This is a genomic window from Streptococcus parauberis NCFD 2020 (assembly GCF_000187935.1).
GTDB lineage: Bacteria > Bacillota > Bacilli > Lactobacillales > Streptococcaceae > Streptococcus > Streptococcus parauberis.
Genome location: NZ_AEUT02000001.1, coordinates 1,750,428 through 1,769,471, shown reverse-complemented (window position 1 = coordinate 1,769,471; position 19,044 = coordinate 1,750,428). Strand labels below are relative to the sequence as shown.

The window sequence follows — 19,044 nt, the reverse complement described above, 5'->3', positions numbered from 1 at the left end:
TTATGATGACCGACAATCAAATGACCACCTATCTTGAGGTTTTAGCAACGCTATCTATTCCCAAAGGAAAAAAGCAAACCATTTTAGCTGCCTTAGAATTATTTTCCAAGCAGGGGTATGATGGAACCTCAACAGCAGAGATTGCAGCAGCCGCTAGAGTTAGTCAAGCAACCGTATTTAAGTATTTTGTGACCAAAGAAAACTTATTGTTAGAAGTTATTAATCCAGTTTTACCAGCATTGTTTGGTGATTTTTTTAATCTATTAAAGGATAAAAATGATTTAGAAGAAGCGGTTGACTTCATTGTTGTCAATCGACTAACCTTTTTTGAAGTAAACTATCCACTTCTACAAATCGTATTTCAAGAAGTGATGGTTAATGCCAGTCTAAAAAAGCACATTTTGGCCTTGTCCGAGAAAAATCATATACTTTCCAAAATGGGAAGTTGGTTGGAAACCCTAAAAGAAGCTAACCCAACTGTTAATCAAGACTTAGACTTAGTATCAATAATCAGATGCATTATTGGCCCGATGTTAGCCTATTTTGGTCAACGTTACATCATGGGCATAGCAAGTCAGGACCCAGAAATGGATATTGCTATTATCAAAAAACAAATTCTAGCAGGCATAACAAATTAGATTTGGAAGTTAATTCCGTTTATATAAAAAAAGGAACTAAAATATCTTAGTTCCTTTTTTTAGGTCATATTCAGGTCATATTTCTCTTTTATTCAGGGCACTACAGTAGCTGTGTCTTTACCCAACAAACTGTAAAAGTTGAAGAGGTTGTTTTCTTCAGTTTTTTTTAATCTTTGAAAGAAAATTTACAGAAGGTTTACACAAATCGCAAACTAATTTTACAAGCGAGTATTACAATAGAGGTGTAGCCAATTTGTTTAGGGAAAAAAGGAGATTTATTGTGGCAGTAACTACACATTCGTTTAAAAAGATAGGTACACTTCTCATAGCATCATCTATTTTATTAGGAGCTTGTTCAAAACAAGCCGATGTCAAAATTGATACTGATGCAGCAAATAGCACTAAATTAGCTAAGAAAACAGCTAATGGTAAAGCTGTTCAAATGTATGATGCGAAGCGTCCAAAAACTGAGGATTACTCTAAAGTTAATGAGAACAAAGCAAAATATGTTTTCTTATTTATTGGTGACGGGATGGGTGTTACCCCAGTAACGGCAGCTGAGGATTATTTAGGATTTACTAAGACCAATAAAGATGAAGTTTATCCTACACGCATGAATTTCACTGAGATGCCAGTCATTGGCTTAAAGTCACAATATGATTGTCACTCTTTCATTCCTGATTCGGCTTCCACAGCGACAGCCTTTGCCACAGGAAATAAAACACAAACCAATACAATTGGCCTTAATGGCGACTTCTCAAAATCAAGTGACTCTGTAGCTGAAAAAGCTAAACGGGCTGGGAAATCTGTTGGGATTTTAACAACTGTTACACTTAACCATGCAACACCAGCTGCTTTCTATGCTAATGAAGAATCACGTAAATCAAATTATTCAATTGGTTTACAGATGGCAGAATCAAATTTTGACTTCTTCGCTGGGGGTTCTTTAATGGATCGTAAAGGTGAAAATGAAGATCAAAAGGACCTTTATGATGTCTTGAAAGACAAGGGCTACAATGTCGTCGAAACCAAAGATGAAGCTAAAAAAGTCAATCCTAAATCGAAGAAGACTTACATTGTTTCAGAAGATCTTCAAGATGATGGCGCAATGCCATATCAGATAGATCAGAAAAAAGGTACGCAAAATCTTAATGATATGGTCAAAAAAGGGATTGAAGTAATGGAAGATGATCCTGAAGGCTTCTTCATGATGGCTGAATCTGGTAAAATCGACTGGGCTGAGCATGCAAACGATGGAGCAACAACAGTTAATGAAGTCATTGGATTCCAAAAATCAATTCAGTCAGCTGTTGATTTTTATAACGAACATCCAGATGAAACGCTAATTGTTGTAACGGCAGACCATTCAACAGGTGGCTTTACGATCGGTAACGAATCAACTGGTTATGAAACTTACTTTGATCAATTAACTAAACAAAAAGGTTCACAGGTTGAATTTGATAATCTTGTAACCAAAGAATTAGAAGCAAATCCTGATATGTCTTTCAAAGACTTTGCATCAAAAATTGAAGACTACTTTGGTTTAACTTTGAAAGAAGATGCACCGTCTGAAAAAGTAAGCAATGCTGATGAAGATGCTTACCTTGAAGAAAAAGCTAAAGATCGTGGCTTATGTTCTAAAGAAGAATATGAGGCCTTGAGAGCAGCTTTTGAAGAGTCTAAAAAAGAATCTGATGATCAAGATACCAATTATGGTGGCTATATTCCAGTTTCAATTACAGCAACTCGTATTCTAGATAAGAAGGCTGGACTTGCTTGGTCAACAACTGACCACTCAGGTGAAAAAGTTCCTGTCTATGCTATGGGTTCAGGTGCTTTCATGTTTGACGGCGAGTATGATGATACAGATGTAGCTGTGCGCATGGGTGAAGCTATGGGCTTCAATGGAAAAGATTCAAAACCGAAAAAAGAAGTTGAGAAGAAATCCAAAAAACCAAGTGGTGTTGGCTTAAAAGCACCAAAGAAAAATTAATTAACCAATAAGGCTTCCTCCTAAAAAGTCGTTGAAAAAACCTCTATTTTCTAATAGAGGTTTTTTGCTTATTGTTGGTTAGTAATGGCACTTTTATCTGGGTCATTATGAGCTAGACGGCTAGCGGCAGCCGCAGCAATGGCTGCTACGATATCATCTAAGAAAGTATGACATTGTTTACCATCTTTTTCGTTAAGCTTGGCGATAACGCCAGGTTTAATTTTATCAAGGTAACCGTAGTTAGTGAATCCAATTGAACCATAGAGATTGACAATTGAAAGTGCCAAAATTTCATCTATCCCATACAAGCCTTCATCTTTCATCAGAATAGTTAATAGTGGCTTAGACAGAAGCTCTTGCTCAGCTAATTTGTCTAATTCAATCCCCGTTATGATAGCATTTTGAACTTCTCTTTTTTTCAAAACGGCAGCAATACTTTCTAAACACTCTTCTTTATTCAGATTTGGAATATATTTGTTTTGTAAAGATAAAACGATGTCAGCAATATCATCAAGGCTAACACCACGTTCGACTAATAATTGACTGGAAATCTCTTTTAATTGATAACTATTATTCATTTTGAATCCTCCTTGACACAATCATTATAACACAGTCTGCAAAAAAGCTTAGATAATAAGTTGGGATTGATTTTATATTTTATTGTTACAGTCATTTTAGAACTGTATTACAATTTTGAAATATATAAGTTTATATTATCCTAATCACTGAAATATATAGTATAGTAGTTGTACTATACTATATATTTCAGTGATTAGGATAGGTCTAAACAAGTGTGGACGCAAAAATTGAGGGATTGGGATGGTATGCATTGTTGCAAAATCCTAATGTCTTTTCTTTTTATTCAAGTATCATTAGTCCTTCTTTTAAAGTTTAATTTTGAACGTTAATTCAGATATTATTTTAATTGGATATCGTAAATAGACAAGTAAAGAAATTGATTCTTTTAATCATTTGCTTGATAAATAAGGTTAATTAGAAAGGTTCTAATTGGTTTATGATGAAATAATGATGTTTTCTGAAAACAATTCTTTTTAAATTACAACCTTTAAAAGTTTATGTTCAGAGAAATAGTTACTTGTGTTATTGAATAAATAGGAAAGAAAAACCTTTAAAGGTTGAAAGGGAATAAAAATGTCATTAAAAAATCTAAAAAATTTTGTGATATATGTGTAGAATTAATGTTATGAGGTAAAAATTAATGGATAATAAAATATTACAGGAATATATTTCCAAGAGAATTCGACTTTTAAGGTTGGAACGTGGGATGACCCAAGAGCAACTAGAGGAAAAAGCAGACCTCGGGACTAATTATGTGTATAAATTAGAAAATCAGTCCACAAACATAAAGGTGAAGACTCTGGAAAAGGTCATGAAGGCACTAGAAGTTGATTTTGAAGGATTTTTTGATATTAGTTTAATTGAAGAAAATTCTGATCTATCAGATCTCATGATGCAAATTAAAGAACTATCTTCAGGTCAACAAGATCGTATTATAAACGCCTTGTCAGTGATTATAGGGGAAATAAAAGGGAAATAATAGCCTTTTATGTCACCACATTAAAAGAAGTCGTATTGAAGTACGCTTTTTTTTATTGAAAAATTCAGAAAAGGTATGATTCTTCATTGGATATGATAAATAAAACTTGAAGACGGAGGAAAACAATGGAGAAAATGTGTCAATCATGTGCTATGCTTTTAATGCCAAAGGGACAAGATTTAAGAGGAAGCAATGATAAAGGATGAAAATCTGATGAGTATTGTTATTTATGCTATGTAAATGGCAAATTTTTATCTCCAGATATCACCTTTGAACAAATGGTTGCCTTAGGACGGAAAGGTATTTCTAAAGGAGAAGGGAGTACTCTGGCAAAAGTGATTTTCAAAATGACCTATCCAATGGTCTTAAAACAGACAAAACGCTGGCGGAACGCTAAGTAGAAGGACTAGTTAAAAACTAGTCTTTTTTTGTTAGAATCATCACCATATAATAACTAAATCAGACTATAATTTACCTAAAAAGGAAAGGTATGGCGATTATGGAAAAAAAGGTATTGAAATCATTAGTAAAGCAGAAGCAATCAACATAAGAAAAGAAAATGGAACGGAAGTAGATTATTATAGTTCTAGTGAATTTGAAGTACATCATAATCTGATACCAGACCAAAGCCATCAAGATTAGCATCGCCATATAAAAATAGAGGAAGTCCTATACATCTTAACTGGACAAGGAAAAATTCAAGTATTTGAAGAAAATAGAATAGAAAGCTTTAATGTAACAACAGGTGATGTAATTAGGGTTAAAAGATCAATTCATCGATTAATTAGATAGTACAAATTCAGCTGCAACTTTCTTAGTTTTTAGGTTTGTATCAGATGGTATTAATAAAAGTACAATGATAAAAAATGATAAGGTTGATAGCCAAGATATAATTGACTGAACGAAGTTGAAATCAATAAATCAAAATCATTAACAATTATGCTATAATAAAAAAACTAAGGAGGTGTATCTGATGATTAAAACAATTGGTATAGTTAGTTTATCCAGTGGTATTATTGGTGAACAAATGGTTAAACATGAAGTCCTACTTGGAATTCAACGACTTGAAGACATGGGCTTGAAAGTTGTTTTTCTACCCCACAGTTTAAAGGGTGTCGACTTTATTGAAGACAATCCTAAAGCACGTGCTGAGGATTTAATCCAAGCATTTGCTGATCCAGATATTGATTTGATTCTCTGCGCCATTGGTGGTGAAGATACTTACCGCCTTTTACCTTACCTCTTTGAGAATAATGAACTTGAAAAAGTCATCCAACAAAAGCCTTTTTTAGGATTCTCAGACACGACGATGAATCACCTGATGTTGCACAAACTTGGAATTCAAACTTTCTACGGGCAGGCTTTCCTACCAGATATTTGCGAGTTGGACAAGGACATGCTTCCCTACACTGAGCACTATTTCAAAGAATTGATCAGAACAGGAAAGATTTCTGAAATAAAAGCTAGCGATGTTTGGTATGATGAACGGACTGATTTTTCGGAGGACGCCCTAGGTACACCACGTATTTCCCATGATAATCAGGGTTTCCAACTGTTAAAAGGTTCTGGAAAATTTAGTGGCCCTATATTGGGAGGGTGTTTAGAATCCCTCTATGATCTCTTTAATAATGAGCGACATGGAGATAGCGTTGAGCTCTGCAAAAAATATGACTTATTCCCAAGTTTGCAAGATTGGACAGGAAAAATTTTATTGCTTGAAACTAGTGAAGAAAAACCGGAACCAGCCCTCCATAAAAAAATGTTACTAGCTCTAAAAGAAACAGGTATCTTCTCTGTCATTTCTGGACTGCTTGTTGGTAAACCGATGGACGAAACCTTCGATCAAGAATATAAGGAAAACTTACTAACAGTAGTTGATCAGGATATCCCTATAGTGGCTAATCTAAATGTTGGTCATGCGACCCCAAGGGCCATTATCCCGTTTGGTCCAGTAGCTTATGTTGATGCAGAAACAGGCTTAATCCGTTTTTCTAATGAAAAGTCCATCTAAATTATGGCTAAAATGTTTTTATAATCAAAAAATTTGAATTACTTCATAAATCATCTATACTTGAATCAGAACATAATATTAAGGAGATTGTTGTGAAAAAATATATTTCAGAATTTTTTGGTGCATTTTTACTAGTTTTTATCGGCTCTGCGACAGCTGTTATTACAAAAGGTAGTGTTTTGGCCATTGCCATGGCATTTGGTTTAGCTATTACTATTTCAGCCTATACATTTGGTAGTATTTCGGGTGGTCATTTTAACCCAGCCGTTACAACAGCCATGTTAATTCAAAAGAAAATTTCCGGTAAAGATGCTGGATTTTACATGCTTGCCCAATTTGTTGGCGGACTCATAGCAGCAGGCCTTATTGCCTTATTTGTTAAAGCAGCAGGCTTACCAGCAAATATGCTAGCACAAAATGATTTTCCAACTATTTCAGCTGGGATGGCGATTTTAGTTGAAACTTTAGCTACTTTCTTGTTTGTAACATTAATCTTACTAGTAACTGATAATAGATTTGGTAATCCAAATTTTGCCGGCTTAATTATCGGCTTGTCACTAACGCTATTAATTCTTACAACAATTAGCTTGACAGGTGCATCATTAAATCCTGCTCGTTCATTTGGTCCAGCTTTATTAGCAGGTGGATCTAGTTTGAGTCATTTATGGGTTTACTTCTTAGCACCTGAACTTGGTGGCGCATTAGCAGCAGTTTTTGCTAAATGGTTAACAAGCGAAGACAAGTAATTTTAAAACAGTCCTTAGGGCTGTTTTTTTATTTTCACTTGAAATAAGAAGACAATTGTATTATTATAACAAGATAAGAATGAAATGAGGATGATTATGGCTAATAAAATGTTGTCATTTAATACTGACCGCTACCAAAAATGGCCAGCTTGGCTTATCATTATCTTGGCTTGTGTGATGACACAGGTCGCTATGTTCGTAGGAGTGACTATTTATTCTTTACTTTCACTACTTGTTTTTTTTATATATAGTTTACTAAAAGATGGTCATACGGGTAATGTCTTGAATATGATGCAAAGTATGCATTTTGAATTATTGGGATTTGCTGGGGCAGCGTTGGCCTTAATGGCTTGGGTAAAGTGGTTTGAAAATCGACCAATTACCAGTCTCGGTTTTTTTAAGCAGAAATGGGCTTTCGAGATTGCCAAAGGTTGGTTCTGGGGAACAGTTCTTTTATCAAGTGCCTTTTTACTATCCTATCTATTTGGAGGTCTGACTTTTGATAAAGTTGACTTATCCAGTAAAACCATCTGGTATGTACTTTCCTTAATTCCCTTATGGTTTATTCAAGGAGGGACTGAGGAGTTGATTACCCGAGGGTGGTTCCTACCTCTCATAAATAAGCGAAGTAATTTGGCGATAGCAGTTGCAGTGTCAAGTAGTCTTTTTGGTCTTATGCATTTAGGAAATGATCATGTGACCATTGCTTCTATGCTTAGTCTCATTTTATCTGGTTTCCTAATGGCACTTTACATGCTGAAAACGGATAATATTTGGGGTGTGGCTGGTCTTCACGGAGCATGGAATTTTATGCAAGGTAATTTCTTTGGTGTTGCAGTCAGTGGTTCGCAGACGGGGGCTTCGATTCTAACATTCAAAAGCAAGGTTGGTGCACCGGACTGGCTATCAGGCGGAGCTTTTGGGACTGAAGGTAGTCTTATGGCAAGTCTTGTTCTTTTTGTTGGAATTGCTATACTAGCTTGGCAATTGAAAAAAGGAGAAATTTCATAAGATATGATAGAGGCTGAAATGGGTAAAGATAATCAAGGAAGTTTAAAAAAACAAATCATTATGAATGAGACACCTTATTTAGTCTTTGACTTGGACGGAACACTGGTTTTTGATGGGATAAGGATTGCTGATGGTCTTAACGAAATCTTGCAACTCTTAAATAGTCGTTTTAACATCATTTTTGCGTCCGCTCGTCCGATTCGTGATATGTTGCCACTTTTAAATGATTTTCCAGATAATGATTTAATCGGTGGGAATGGAAGCATGTATCGTCAGGATGGCCAAATCATTCTAATGGAATCCATTCCTGTTAAAGCTGTTGCTGCAATTAGAGTAATTATGGACAGGGAAGATTTAGATTATATTTTTGATTATGATTGGGATTATACAGCTAGAATTAGAAATTCTCAAAATCATATTTTGCAAAAACTAGACAGTGGACGATTGGCAAAGGCTCAGCCTATAAGGAATAGTAAAGTCAGTAAAATTATCCTGTTTGATGTATCTTCTGAAAGGCTTGCTCATTTTTCTGACATAAAAGGCATTTCTTATGTTTATCATCCGTTAGAAAAGGAACTTGTCATTACAGCAAAAGGAAATGATAAGTATGCCGCTCTTTCTAGATTAATCGGTGCCCAAGCATATCTTGCTTTTGGAAATGACCACAATGATATAGAAATGTTAAGACAGGCAACCTATGGCTTTGCGATTGGAAAAGAATTAGTTTCGGGTGCAAATCAATTTATATTAACAGTTGACCACTTACAAAAATTATTAAATCAATTTGAAAAAGAGAATGCTAAATAGTTTTCTCTTTTTTTTGCCATTTTAGGAGAGGGATTCAGGCTGTCTACCATGGTATAATAGAAGAAAGATTATCTGGAGGGATTATTATGATTGACAGACAATTGTTGTGTGATTTATTGGACCGATCTGAGGAACGATTTTTAGATTCTTTCCATCAAATGACCCTGGAAGAAGCAAACACCATGCCAGATCCACTGATTAAATCAGTCTCATGGTTGATTTGGCATACTGCTAAGATGTTGGATCAACAAGTATCAGAGCTAAAGGGTGAGGAAGCACTCTATTTTTCTCAGGGGTGGGTTGATCGCTTTGCATTTGATTTACCAAGAGACACTGAAGAATGGAAACATCGTCCAGAGGAAGCAAGAAAAGTCATTATTAAGGATAAGAATTTGTTGATAGATTACTTGAAGGTCACATTTAACCTAAGTAAGACTTATCTCAGTCAACTTGATTTTAACAGTCTAGATGAAATTATTGATCGTTCTTGGAATCCACCAGTCACTCGCGCAGTTCGCCTAGTCTCAACTATTGACGATGCTCTCATGCATTCAGGTCAAGCAGTTTATACAAGACGATTGGTTCTTGGTAAATAGATAGGAAAGGAAATGACAAACAATACCAAAAAAGACCTTATCATAGGGTCGCTTTGTGCCATTGGATGTGAAATTTTATTTGGGCTAAGCTACCTTTTCACTAAAGAAGCTGGCCAAACAGCATCAGCTTTAGCTCTACTTGGCTGGCGTTTTCTAGTGGCTGCACTTTTTCTCCTAATCCTATTTGTGATAGGATTAATAAGAGTCAATTTTAAAGGCAAGTCCATTAAGTATGTCCTTTTGGCAGCAATTTTTAGTCCCGTTCTCTACTTTTTAGGTGAAACATTAGGTATCAATTTAACTACAGCATCCGAAAGTGGAGCCTTTTTAGCCTCAATTCCAGTCATGGCTTTAATTGCGGCAACTTTGATATTGAAAGAAAAGCCAAGTAAGCATCAGATTGTCGGTATTGCAATAACTGTTTCAGGTGTTTTGCTTAGTGTTATGGCCGTAGGCATGTCAGCTAGTTTTTCGGTGCTAGGGTATGCCATGCTCTTTCTAGCAGTACTATCCTATGCCCTCTATTGTGTTTATGTAGACAAGGCTAGCCATTTTACAGGAGTAGAATTAACCGTCGTCATGATTTTGCTTGGTTTTCTGGTATTCGCTAGCCTGGCTATAGGCGAAGCAATCGTTCATCAAAACTTATCACAACTCATCATTCTGCCATTTGAAAATAATACTTTTGCGCTAGCCATTCTTTATCAAGGTATTGGTTGTTCAGTCTTGGCCTTCTTCTTATCAAATGTGGCTATTGCCAAAATTGGTGTCAATCGAACAGCTTCCTTTATTGGCGTATCGACGGCTGTGGCTATTGTGTTTGGTGTGCTTATTTTAGGCGAATCTTTTACGGGCTTGCAAATTTTTGGTGTTTTGGCTATTATGATTGGTGTTTATACTTCAAATAAAGGATAAGTAAAGGAGTTGCTTATGGACTTATATCAGCCTGTTGCAGACAAGTTAAATGAACTAGGCATTGCTTTTCAGATTGTGGGACATGAACCTGCTTTAACAACTGAACAAGCTGATTCTTTCATTGAAGGGATAGACGGCGTCCGGACAAAAACTATGTTTTTAACCAATAAGAAAAAAACACAGTTTTATCTTTTGATAATGGATGACCAAAAGATGTTAGATATGGATGCTTTTAAGGAGGTTGTCGGAGCTAATAGAATGCGCATGGCTTCAAGTGACAGTCTATATGAGAAGATGCTCTTACCACCAGGTGTCGTCTCACCTTTTGGTTTACTAAATAACAAGGACCACGACATCTCAGTTTATATTGACAAGGAGATTATTCCTGAAGAACGAATGAGTTTCCACCCCAATACGAATGAAAAAACAATTTTCTTAGCTACCAATGATTTACTGACATTCTTGGCAGCAATCGACTATCCAGCAACAATTATTGAATTGTAATGGAGATATCCAATAAAAAAGACGCCATATAAAATGGCGTCTCAGAATGAAGGACCTTGATTCATTTTTAAATCCTTATAAGAAAATAAAGTTCTATTTGAGAAATCACTTTTCAAAAAAGTTTCTAGTTAGGAAAGTTGAGTTTTCTGATATGGATACTCATCAGTGATATAATATATTTCATAAGGCATTGATATTATTGTAAAACAATAATATAATTTGCTTGTTAAATAAAGAAATTGTTGTCTATTAAGTACTTAAAGGGGGATTTTGATTGTTGTTTAGGCAAGGTGTCAGCTATCGGAAAGAATAGAATAAAGGTGAAATAGATGAAAAATTTTATTAAAATAATAATTGTTATATTTTGTCTTGTACTTGTATTTGGTGGTGTTATTATAGCACTTCGAAAAACGAATGATGCAAAATATGGAGATGGTGATCCAAATACCCCTAAGTATTTGACCGACGTGACCAATGTGAGTTATTATCCTACTAAGATAGCTGGTGTATCGGTAACTTATGTGGATGAGGGGACTATGCAAGGCTTCCACTTGGTTCCGGATCAGAAAAAATATGAGGGAATTGTGGTTTGCTATGGCGGATCTGAAGGGAGTCCTAACTTTGGAGAGGCTGAGCGTTTAGCTAAAGAGGGATATGAGACATTGGCAGTCTTTATGTATGGTATGAACAATCAACAAAAAACATTGGCAAGAATTCCTTTAGAACAATTTGAAGATGTCCTCAATTATATTCAGGAACAGAAGGTTGAAAAAGGGCCGATAACAGTTTTAGCTGGGTCAAAAGGCGCAGAATATACTTTGAATCTTGCCAGCAAATATGATGATATTTCAAATCTTGTATTGACAGCCCCATCTGCGTATAATTTTGCCGGTTTGGATTTTAAGGATTACGGGTCTTCATGGACTTGGCAAGATAAAGAACTACCATATATTGATATTAAGAAGAGTTCATTTGTTGCTTTGGTAAAAAATATGCTTTGGCCGATGCTCACAAAAGGACCAATTGTATATAAGGAAACCTATGATACGGCTATCAAGAGTGACAAATCATTGGTAAAAAAAGTCATACCTGTAAAAGATGTTAAAGCTCATATTATGATTATTGTAGGGGAAGATGACCAAATGTGGAATAGTCCAGCTATGGCTAAAAAAATAAAAGAGCAAAAACCTGATACAGAAATTAATCTTTATAAAGATGCTGGTCACCTCTTTCTTGGAAATGGTGTTCTTAGTACACCTGAGATGAGGATGAGAACTGGTGGTAGCTTATCCGCAAATGAAAAAGCCAATACAGAAAGTCAAAAAGCTATTAACAATTTCCTATTGGAAAAACATGGTAAATAAAAAAAGCCTTTAGATAAGGCTTTTCTTTTATTCTAAATATTACAGTAGACAACTCCTCGCTCTGCCATCTTTTGAATTTTAATGGTGGAGTTGTTTTGGTAAATGACACCATTAATCAGCGCTCCATGTGCAAATAGAGTTGGCATTGCACCATATTTAGGTGACATGACTTGCATAGTCTCTGGTCTGACAGACAGCCCTCCAAGGTCATCGATTTGAGCTAGTTCTTGCTTAACGATGTTTTGCAAGAATGGAGTCGCCAGTTCAATTGTCTTTTCGGTCAGTTGGTAGCCAGTAGCATTAATAACTTGATCAACAGTGATTGCTTCGCCAACCAGGAATTTGTCGCCCTTTACGTTGATTTCCTCAACACCAGAAATGATGTTCAATCTACCTTGGGCTGCCGCTTCTAAAATAGTTTGAGCTGACTCTTCAGGCATGGGGTTTCGTAAATTCACGATGGCTTTACCATAGTTTTCTTGGTAGGAATGGCGGTCCGCAGGGGACATTAAGGGCCACAGGTCGGTTAAGTAATCGACCAGTCGAGATGCTAGTTGCTGTAAGTGATAGAGATGCTCGGCCATGTCAAGCGACAGCTTGATACCAGCAATCCCTTCTGACAAGAATTCATTTTTTGTTTTTTCCCAGTTACTAAAGCCTAGTGCCTGCAATTCCTTTTGGAATAGTTGATCAAGTTCCTGATAGCTGACGCTTTTGCTGTCAATGAGTGTTTGAATGGTTTGGTCGGTCAGATGGTGCCAGGTGATGTCGGGGCCTTGGGTGATGCGAACAGTCGGAAAGTAGTTGCTACGTGAGAAGGCTTTGATAGTAACAGTTGTTCTCAATAAAAGCCATTTGATCACATCAACTGCTGCTAGGCCGGTGCCAATAATTGCTACATCTTTATTATCCCAGCTCTTTGTGGCTAATTCCTTTTGAATTGGATAAGGATCTGCTATGTAGGAAGAATGCCCGGTTAGCTGATAGGGGTCAGCAACGGGAAGTGCTCCACAGGCCAAGTGAACATGGTCAAATATTTGAGGGGACCTTGTATTAGTAAGGGTTAATTGGAAGGTCTGAGTCGAAGGCGAGTAGCTAATAGACTCAACGGGTTCTTTGATAATGGTAACTGGTAGTTGTGTAATGAGCTGATGAGCACGTTCTTTCATGTATCTTCCATAGAGGGCGCGTGAGGTGTAGGTCACACTTGTATCGTACTTGTTTACTTTTAGCCAGTCCATAAAATCCATCATCTGATGGTAATCAAAAGAAATATCATCGAGTGGTGAATTAATTAAGGCTGAGTCATCATCTTCCTGAAAAGGAATACCACGGCCAAAATGTTCACTGTCATCAAAACAGCTAATTTCTATTGATTGTAAATACTCTTTTGTCTGTTGAGAGATGGCCAGTAAAACAGCTAAACCACTGACACCCATCCCAATAATTGCAATCTTCTTCGTCAAAATTAAACCTCCGCTTTAATATCATAGCATAAACAAGGAGTAGGATATAGGTTTTAGAGGAGGAGAAGCCCTATTATTTATTAATTTAGGTCATTATTTATTGTGATACATAAAAAGTTGATTATTAGAGAAATATCCAATTGAAAATCTCAATTTAGCTATTGTATCTAGTGATACTGGTATTCTTGTCGAAAAGAGAGTTTCAGATTTATAAAAGTCAGATTATTCCCATAAAAATAGCATTGACTGTATAAAAAATAAATAATAACATATTTACAAATTGGTTAAGAGAGCCATTTGAAAAGTAAGTCTTAGAGATTCTTAAAGTGACAAAACATTCTCTATAGACTAAGCTTTCTTATAAAATAATTGAATAATTTTAAAAATTGAAAGGAGAAAGATGAAGAAATTATCGAAAAAAGAAAAGAAAATGATCACAGCAGGACGATTCTGTATCGTTGGACTTCCTAAACGAAAAGGACTTTTTTGTTGGGATTAGAATATAATTGGTGAGAAAAATGAAAAAATTATCAAATAATGAAAAGAAGATGATTACAGCAGGCCGTCTTTGTGTTTTTAATATAAGAAAAATAGGATATTTCTGTTTTGATTAATTATCTATAAGATTAAATAATTAGTAATTGTTTCGTCGATAGTTTGTCACTTTACTATCGACTTTTTTATATTTTAATAAGAGATGTTGAGGTTTAGTAAATGAATCAAGCTTTAATAGATATTCAAAATATAACAAAATACTACAATAAACGTATAACATTAAATGATCTTAGTTTCACAGTTCATAAAGGAGAAATTTGTGGTCTGGTTGGTGAAAATGGTGCTGGTAAGACAACATTAATTCGGATTATTGCAGGACTAATAAAATCCGATGGTGGTGTAATAGATAAATCTAAAATTAAGAATTTAAGCTGCATTATTGAATCGCCAGCATTTTATCCCAATCTGTCAGCATATGATAATTTAAAGTATCATATGCTCAGACTAGGTTTTCCAAAAAGTAATAAAAAAATTGATGAAATTCTAAATTTAGTAGGTTTAAAATAGGTTGAAAGAAATAAGAAAGTAAAAAATTTCTCCTTAGGAATGAAGCAACGTTTGGCTATTGGACTGTCCATAATTGATTCTCCTCAGTTACTGATATTGGATGAGCCTATTAATGGACTTGACCCAGTAGGAATTAAAGAAATGCGAGAGCTTTTGTTAAACCTGAAAAAAAATTACAATATGACAATTCTTATATCCAGTCATATCTTATCTGAACTAGAACTCGTAGTGGATCGATATATTATTTTGCATAAAGGAAAAATTATTCAAAATATTACAAAGGCAAGTATTCAAAGATATTTATCTTCAAAAATAATATTAGAAGTAGATAATATTGATGATTGCTATCGACTTTTAAATAAAAATAATTATAGTTGTAGAATAGTTTCTAATAGAATTGAAATTAATTCTTCCACAGATTCAATTAATAATATTGTTCAAGGCATAATTGAGGAGAATCTAGTCATTTATGGAATTTATTCAAGAAAAACCTCTTTTGAAGAATATTATATGGCTTTACTTCAGGAAAGGAAGTTGATGAATGTTTAATTATTTTAAAGCAGATTTTTTTAGAGCTACTAAAGAAAGCAGTTTTAGAGGAACTATCTTGTTGATCGTTGCTATTTCATTGGTATTTTCCTATCTATTTAGAAATGAATCAGGACAAGAAGGTTATTGGGAAACTCAGTCGATGTTGACTAGTTTTATACCATTATATTTTATGAGTATCACAAACTTTTTTTGGGGTGAAGATATATATTATCGAACTATAAATAATGTAATAATAAAATCGAATTCTAGGTCATCAATTTTTATTTACAAAGTAGCAGCTACATTAATAACTTCTTTTGCTATTATATTACTTAATTTATGTTTAATTGCAATTATAAGAGGAATAATTGGTTTCCAAGTATCTGGATACTATTTGTTTACAATTTTTTGTAATCAATTACCAATATACAGTTGCCTTATTATGCTTTGTATTTTTATTTTTATTTATTTGGATAGAAGTTATCAGGCATATATAAGTTACATCATAATTATTTTACTGTTTGACCAATTGTTTGGTTTTGTAATCGACTCAATGTTTGAAACTAATTTTATGGATGACTTTTTAATGATGACAAATTTAAAAGAGATTTGTGTTAATGATGTCTTTTTTACTAAAACATCATCAGTAGCACTTGTTTTTTCAATAGTTTACTTTTCTGCAAGTTATACAATATTTATTAGAAAGGAATTTAAGTAAGGGGTTTAATGAAAAAAATAATTTTACCGATAGTTTTACTAATTGTTATGATCATGGTAGCAGTAGTTACAAGTTTTAATAACGGCAAGACAAATTTAAAACTATCAAAATCTTGGATACTAAAAGACAAAAATATTAAGTCTATCGTTTTATATGGAACTGAGCAACCCTTAAAAGTCGCCTTGCATGAAACGGATCAAGAGGTGACAACTATTTTAGCAGAAGGAATAGTTTCTAAAGAGACTCTGAAGTCATTAAAGAAAGCAAAGGTATCAGATTCAGAAGTTTATATCCCTTTCACAAAGAAGGGATTTAAGTGGTCAACTTCAACTGAAGGGAAAGACGTATTAAATGTAACTATTAATCTGAGGAAAGATGCAATTGCTAAGGAAATATTTATTGACCCTTGGAATGGTAATGTAAATGTTTTGGTACCAAAGACATTCAATGGTTCTTATGATATTAAGCTAAATCAAGACTCTAAGTTATTACATATACCTCAAACCGATGAATCCGATGACAGCACTATAAAAGTTGATGCCTATGGTGATGTCACAATTGAGAAAGCTAACTACTATGACAATAGAACATCATAAACAAGTATCTCTATTAGATTGTGGTTTAGCATGTACTAAGACTCTTTTATCATTCTTTGAGATTTCAAGTGAAAATATAAATGAAAGTTTTAATGTTAAGTCTACTCAAGGAATGTCTCTTCTAGATATCGAAAATGTTTTAAAGAAATATAATATTAGTTCCAATTCATATAAGATAGATGATATAAAATCACTTAGACAAATAGAACGACCTTTTATTGCAGTAGTAGAAAGAAACTCTTTACCGCATTATATTGTGATTATTAATATAACAGAAAATAAGCTAACGATTTCTGATCCTGCATTTTCTAAAATTTCAACTAAGAAAATTGATGAATTTAATGATGAGTTCTTAGGAATAATATTAATTCCCGAGTTAGCTAAAGAGTGTCTGGAAAGTTTAAACACATATGAAGCTAAAGAGGATGTTTCCTCTGAACTCTATTGTAGTTTTATTTCAAATTTAAAGACACAACAAAAATTTCTTTTAGTATGTACAGGAATTTCTAGAATAATTTTGCCTATGGTAATAGCATTATTTTTACAATATATTTTAACGCATGTTTTTCTCGAAGAAACTCAACTAAAAGTATTGACGACCTTAGTAATATTATTTGTAATGTTTATTTATTATGTAATTACTAAGACTGATACAAAATTAAAAACAATAATTGAAAATGATTTTCTCCAAAAAACAATAGAAAAATACTATTGTGAAAGGCTATATAATTACGAAAATAGTAAAAATTATGATTTTGTAATGGGTTATTTTTGGAACCTTTTAACATCAGCCTCAGGAGTAATACACAAATTTTATCTTTCAATTTATTTATTTATGTTGATGATAATAATATTGTGCCTCTTATCCTTGAACCTTTCACTAGCAATATTAACAATATGTTCCCTCGTAGTTTTATTTTTTTATAATTATAAAAAGTTATCTAAAATTGAGGAAAATCAAAGGAAATATGTGATAGCAAGTTCAAATTTCACGTATTTGGTTGAAAGTTCTATCGATGGCTTGTATGATATATCCGCTAATAAAAAAGAAGAGTCATTTAAGAAAGAGTTCATAGAAAAAATTAAAAGTTTACTTACTGTAAAACTGGAAGCAGCTGAACTTTCAAATTGTATCTTTACATCTATCTCAATATACATAATTGGATTAGCAACTTGTATATTGATATTCTCAAATTTTTATCGATTTGAGACGAGTTATGTTGATAATTCAAATATAATATTACTCATTTCATTGTTGACTACAATTTTACAACCTATCTTAACTACTTGGCTTTCTTATAGTAGAAGTAGGTTCTCACTTGAATATATAAGTATGAAAGATAAGGGAAATTTTATTTCTAGTATGGATATATATTCTTTAGGGATAACTGAGATAGAATCAATCAAGATTGAAGGACTATCAATGCAATATCTAGATAAGACAATCTTTAATGATATCAATATTAATTTAGAAAAGGGAAGTCTGTATGTTATTACTGGAGATAATGGATCAGGTAAGTCTACATTTTTAAAAATCTTACAAGGTTTTATTACTCCAACAAAAGGGAAAATTATTATAAATAATTCCGAGTATAAAACTCTCAAACATACAAATATATGTGATTATATAGGAATTTATTCAAATGAATTCCGTTTATTTGCTGGAAGCATTGATAAAAACATCAATTTTGATTTGTTTAATCTTAGTTCAGGAATTAATTATAAAGAAAATAAATTTATTGGTTTACCACTTAGTTATCAAATCGACTCTCAAGGAAAAAATGTGTCTTTAGGTCAAAAACAAAGAACATTGATTTTGCGATCTTTGTCTGATGAGAGTAAAGATATTTTTTTACTTGATGAACCAACAAGTAACCTTGATAAATCCTCAAAACAGCAGTTAAAAGAAATGATAGCAAGACTCCTAAAAAAGAAAAAGATAATTTGTATTGTAACCCATGATGAGGAATTTATAGAGCTTGCAACTAATATTATTCATTTAAATAAGTGACTGCTCTATCATTAATTATCTTTCTATCTTATTTTGAATAGTTATTTTTTTATGAATGTGCTAGATTATATAATTCTTGGATGTTTTTTGGTAGGTTGTTTGGCAATTTTGCTTGTATTTTCTTTTCTGTGCCATCAATAATAGCTTGGTCATAGTACCAAGATTTGAATTTCACCATTGCTAAGTATTTTTCTAATTGTTTCATTTCTTCTTCAAGATGGGCCTGCTTTTCTTTAAAAAGTTCTTTTCTTAGACGATATGTTGACGGACCTTGATTACACCAATCAATGAATAATTTAATATCTTTGATTTCTAAACCAGCAAATTTTAAGCATTCAATAATATTTAGTGCTTCAATTTCAGTTTCACTAAATTTACGGATACCGTTTGTTCTTTCTAGAAATGGGAAAAATCCTTCTTTATCATAATAACGTAATGTAGAGACAGGTAAATTAAATAATTTTGAAACTTCTCCAATTGTGTACATTTTTTCTCCTTATTCCTTGACCTAAAGTCA

18 protein-coding genes and 2 pseudogenes are annotated in these 19,044 nt (G+C 33.6%); 17 read left to right on the top strand and 3 right to left on the bottom strand.

Translation table 11 applies throughout. The features are described 5' to 3' along the window. The first annotated feature begins 5 nt into the window (after nucleotides 1-5). The gene (locus SPB_RS08860) at nucleotides 6-638 is read left to right on the top strand and encodes a TetR/AcrR family transcriptional regulator (protein WP_003103400.1); all 633 of its coding nucleotides are present in this window, start codon (nucleotides 6-8) and stop codon (nucleotides 636-638) included. A gap of 280 nt (nucleotides 639-918) precedes the next feature. Then, nucleotides 919-2,631, top strand: coding sequence for an alkaline phosphatase (locus SPB_RS08855; RefSeq protein WP_003105625.1), 1,713 nt, complete (start codon nucleotides 919-921; stop codon nucleotides 2,629-2,631). 68 nt (nucleotides 2,632-2,699) lie between these two features. Here SPB_RS08855 and SPB_RS08850 read toward each other — a convergent pair whose 3' ends face one another. Further along, a complete protein-coding gene (locus SPB_RS08850) occupies nucleotides 2,700-3,209 on the bottom strand; it encodes a phosphatidylglycerophosphatase A family protein (RefSeq protein ID WP_003104794.1) in 510 nt (169 codons plus the stop codon). Between the two features lie 641 nt (nucleotides 3,210-3,850). Between SPB_RS08850 and SPB_RS08845 the strand changes: the two genes are divergently transcribed. From SPB_RS08845 to SPB_RS08800, 11 genes and pseudogenes are all read left to right on the top strand, one after another. Beyond that, nucleotides 3,851-4,189 carry a helix-turn-helix domain-containing protein gene (locus SPB_RS08845; protein ID WP_003105259.1) on the top strand — a complete coding sequence of 113 codons (339 nt, stop codon included), beginning with the start codon at nucleotides 3,851-3,853 and terminating at the stop codon, nucleotides 4,187-4,189. 218 nt (nucleotides 4,190-4,407) lie between these two features. After that, a pseudogene (locus SPB_RS11545) lies at nucleotides 4,408-4,590 on the top strand (zinc ribbon domain-containing protein); the annotation flags it as partial. 250 nt (nucleotides 4,591-4,840) lie between these two features. Next, entirely contained in the window at nucleotides 4,841-4,981 is a 141-nt protein-coding gene (locus SPB_RS11665; RefSeq protein WP_367682863.1) for a hypothetical protein, read from the top strand. A gap of 181 nt (nucleotides 4,982-5,162) precedes the next feature. Further along, on the top strand, nucleotides 5,163-6,200 hold the full coding sequence (locus tag SPB_RS08835) for a S66 family peptidase (RefSeq protein ID WP_003102533.1): 1,038 nt from the start codon (nucleotides 5,163-5,165) through the stop codon (nucleotides 6,198-6,200). A gap of 92 nt (nucleotides 6,201-6,292) precedes the next feature. Further along, nucleotides 6,293-6,946, top strand: coding sequence for an MIP/aquaporin family protein (locus tag SPB_RS08830; protein WP_003106122.1), 654 nt, complete (start codon nucleotides 6,293-6,295; stop codon nucleotides 6,944-6,946). A 96-nt stretch (nucleotides 6,947-7,042) separates the two neighbouring features. Then, on the top strand, nucleotides 7,043-7,957 hold the full coding sequence (locus tag SPB_RS08825) for a CPBP family intramembrane glutamic endopeptidase (RefSeq protein ID WP_003104823.1): 915 nt from the start codon (nucleotides 7,043-7,045) through the stop codon (nucleotides 7,955-7,957). Between the two features lie 3 nt (nucleotides 7,958-7,960). Beyond that, the gene (locus SPB_RS08820; RefSeq protein ID WP_003103607.1) at nucleotides 7,961-8,764 is read left to right on the top strand and encodes an HAD-IIB family hydrolase; all 804 of its coding nucleotides are present in this window, start codon (nucleotides 7,961-7,963) and stop codon (nucleotides 8,762-8,764) included. Between the two features lie 86 nt (nucleotides 8,765-8,850). Further along, a complete protein-coding gene (locus SPB_RS08815; protein ID WP_003104567.1) occupies nucleotides 8,851-9,360 on the top strand; it encodes a DinB family protein in 510 nt (169 codons plus the stop codon). Nucleotides 9,361-9,372: 12 nt separating this feature from the next. Next, nucleotides 9,373-10,275 carry a DMT family transporter gene (locus SPB_RS08810; RefSeq protein WP_003103706.1) on the top strand — a complete coding sequence of 301 codons (903 nt, stop codon included), beginning with the start codon at nucleotides 9,373-9,375 and terminating at the stop codon, nucleotides 10,273-10,275. Nucleotides 10,276-10,290: 15 nt separating this feature from the next. Next, nucleotides 10,291-10,779: a prolyl-tRNA synthetase associated domain-containing protein gene (locus tag SPB_RS08805; RefSeq protein WP_003105798.1), complete on the top strand. Its 489-nt coding sequence runs from the start codon at nucleotides 10,291-10,293 to the stop codon at nucleotides 10,777-10,779. A 329-nt stretch (nucleotides 10,780-11,108) separates the two neighbouring features. Next, entirely contained in the window at nucleotides 11,109-12,143 is a 1,035-nt protein-coding gene (locus SPB_RS08800; RefSeq protein WP_003102521.1) for an acyl-CoA thioester hydrolase/BAAT C-terminal domain-containing protein, read from the top strand. Nucleotides 12,144-12,175: 32 nt separating this feature from the next. On the opposite strand, the gene SPB_RS08795 is transcribed toward SPB_RS08800, so the two are convergent. Next, complete coding sequence (locus SPB_RS08795; RefSeq protein WP_003103410.1) at nucleotides 12,176-13,609, bottom strand: FAD/NAD(P)-binding protein; 1,434 nt, start codon at nucleotides 13,607-13,609, stop codon at nucleotides 12,176-12,178. A gap of 714 nt (nucleotides 13,610-14,323) precedes the next feature. Between SPB_RS08795 and SPB_RS08790 the strand changes: the two are divergent. The 4 genes and pseudogenes from SPB_RS08790 (at nucleotide 14,324) to SPB_RS08775 (ending at nucleotide 18,527) form a co-directional block, all read left to right on the top strand. Beyond that, nucleotides 14,324-15,220, top strand: a pseudogene (locus SPB_RS08790) (ATP-binding cassette domain-containing protein). Next, nucleotides 15,213-15,920, top strand: coding sequence for an ABC transporter permease (locus tag SPB_RS08785; protein ID WP_003105288.1), 708 nt, complete (start codon nucleotides 15,213-15,215; stop codon nucleotides 15,918-15,920). Before SPB_RS08790 ends, SPB_RS08785 begins: the two are co-directional and overlap by 8 nt. Nucleotides 15,921-15,928: 8 nt before the next feature. Then, nucleotides 15,929-16,516: a hypothetical protein gene (locus tag SPB_RS08780; protein ID WP_003105880.1), complete on the top strand. Its 588-nt coding sequence runs from the start codon at nucleotides 15,929-15,931 to the stop codon at nucleotides 16,514-16,516. Then, complete coding sequence (locus SPB_RS08775; RefSeq protein ID WP_003102991.1) at nucleotides 16,497-18,527, top strand: cysteine peptidase family C39 domain-containing protein; 2,031 nt, start codon at nucleotides 16,497-16,499, stop codon at nucleotides 18,525-18,527. The genes SPB_RS08780 and SPB_RS08775 overlap by 20 nt, the downstream gene beginning before the upstream one ends. A gap of 49 nt (nucleotides 18,528-18,576) precedes the next feature. Here SPB_RS08775 and SPB_RS08770 read toward each other — a convergent pair whose 3' ends face one another. Beyond that, nucleotides 18,577-19,014, bottom strand: coding sequence for a MerR family transcriptional regulator (locus tag SPB_RS08770; protein WP_003103997.1), 438 nt, complete (start codon nucleotides 19,012-19,014; stop codon nucleotides 18,577-18,579). Nucleotides 19,015-19,044: the final 30 nt, after the last annotated feature.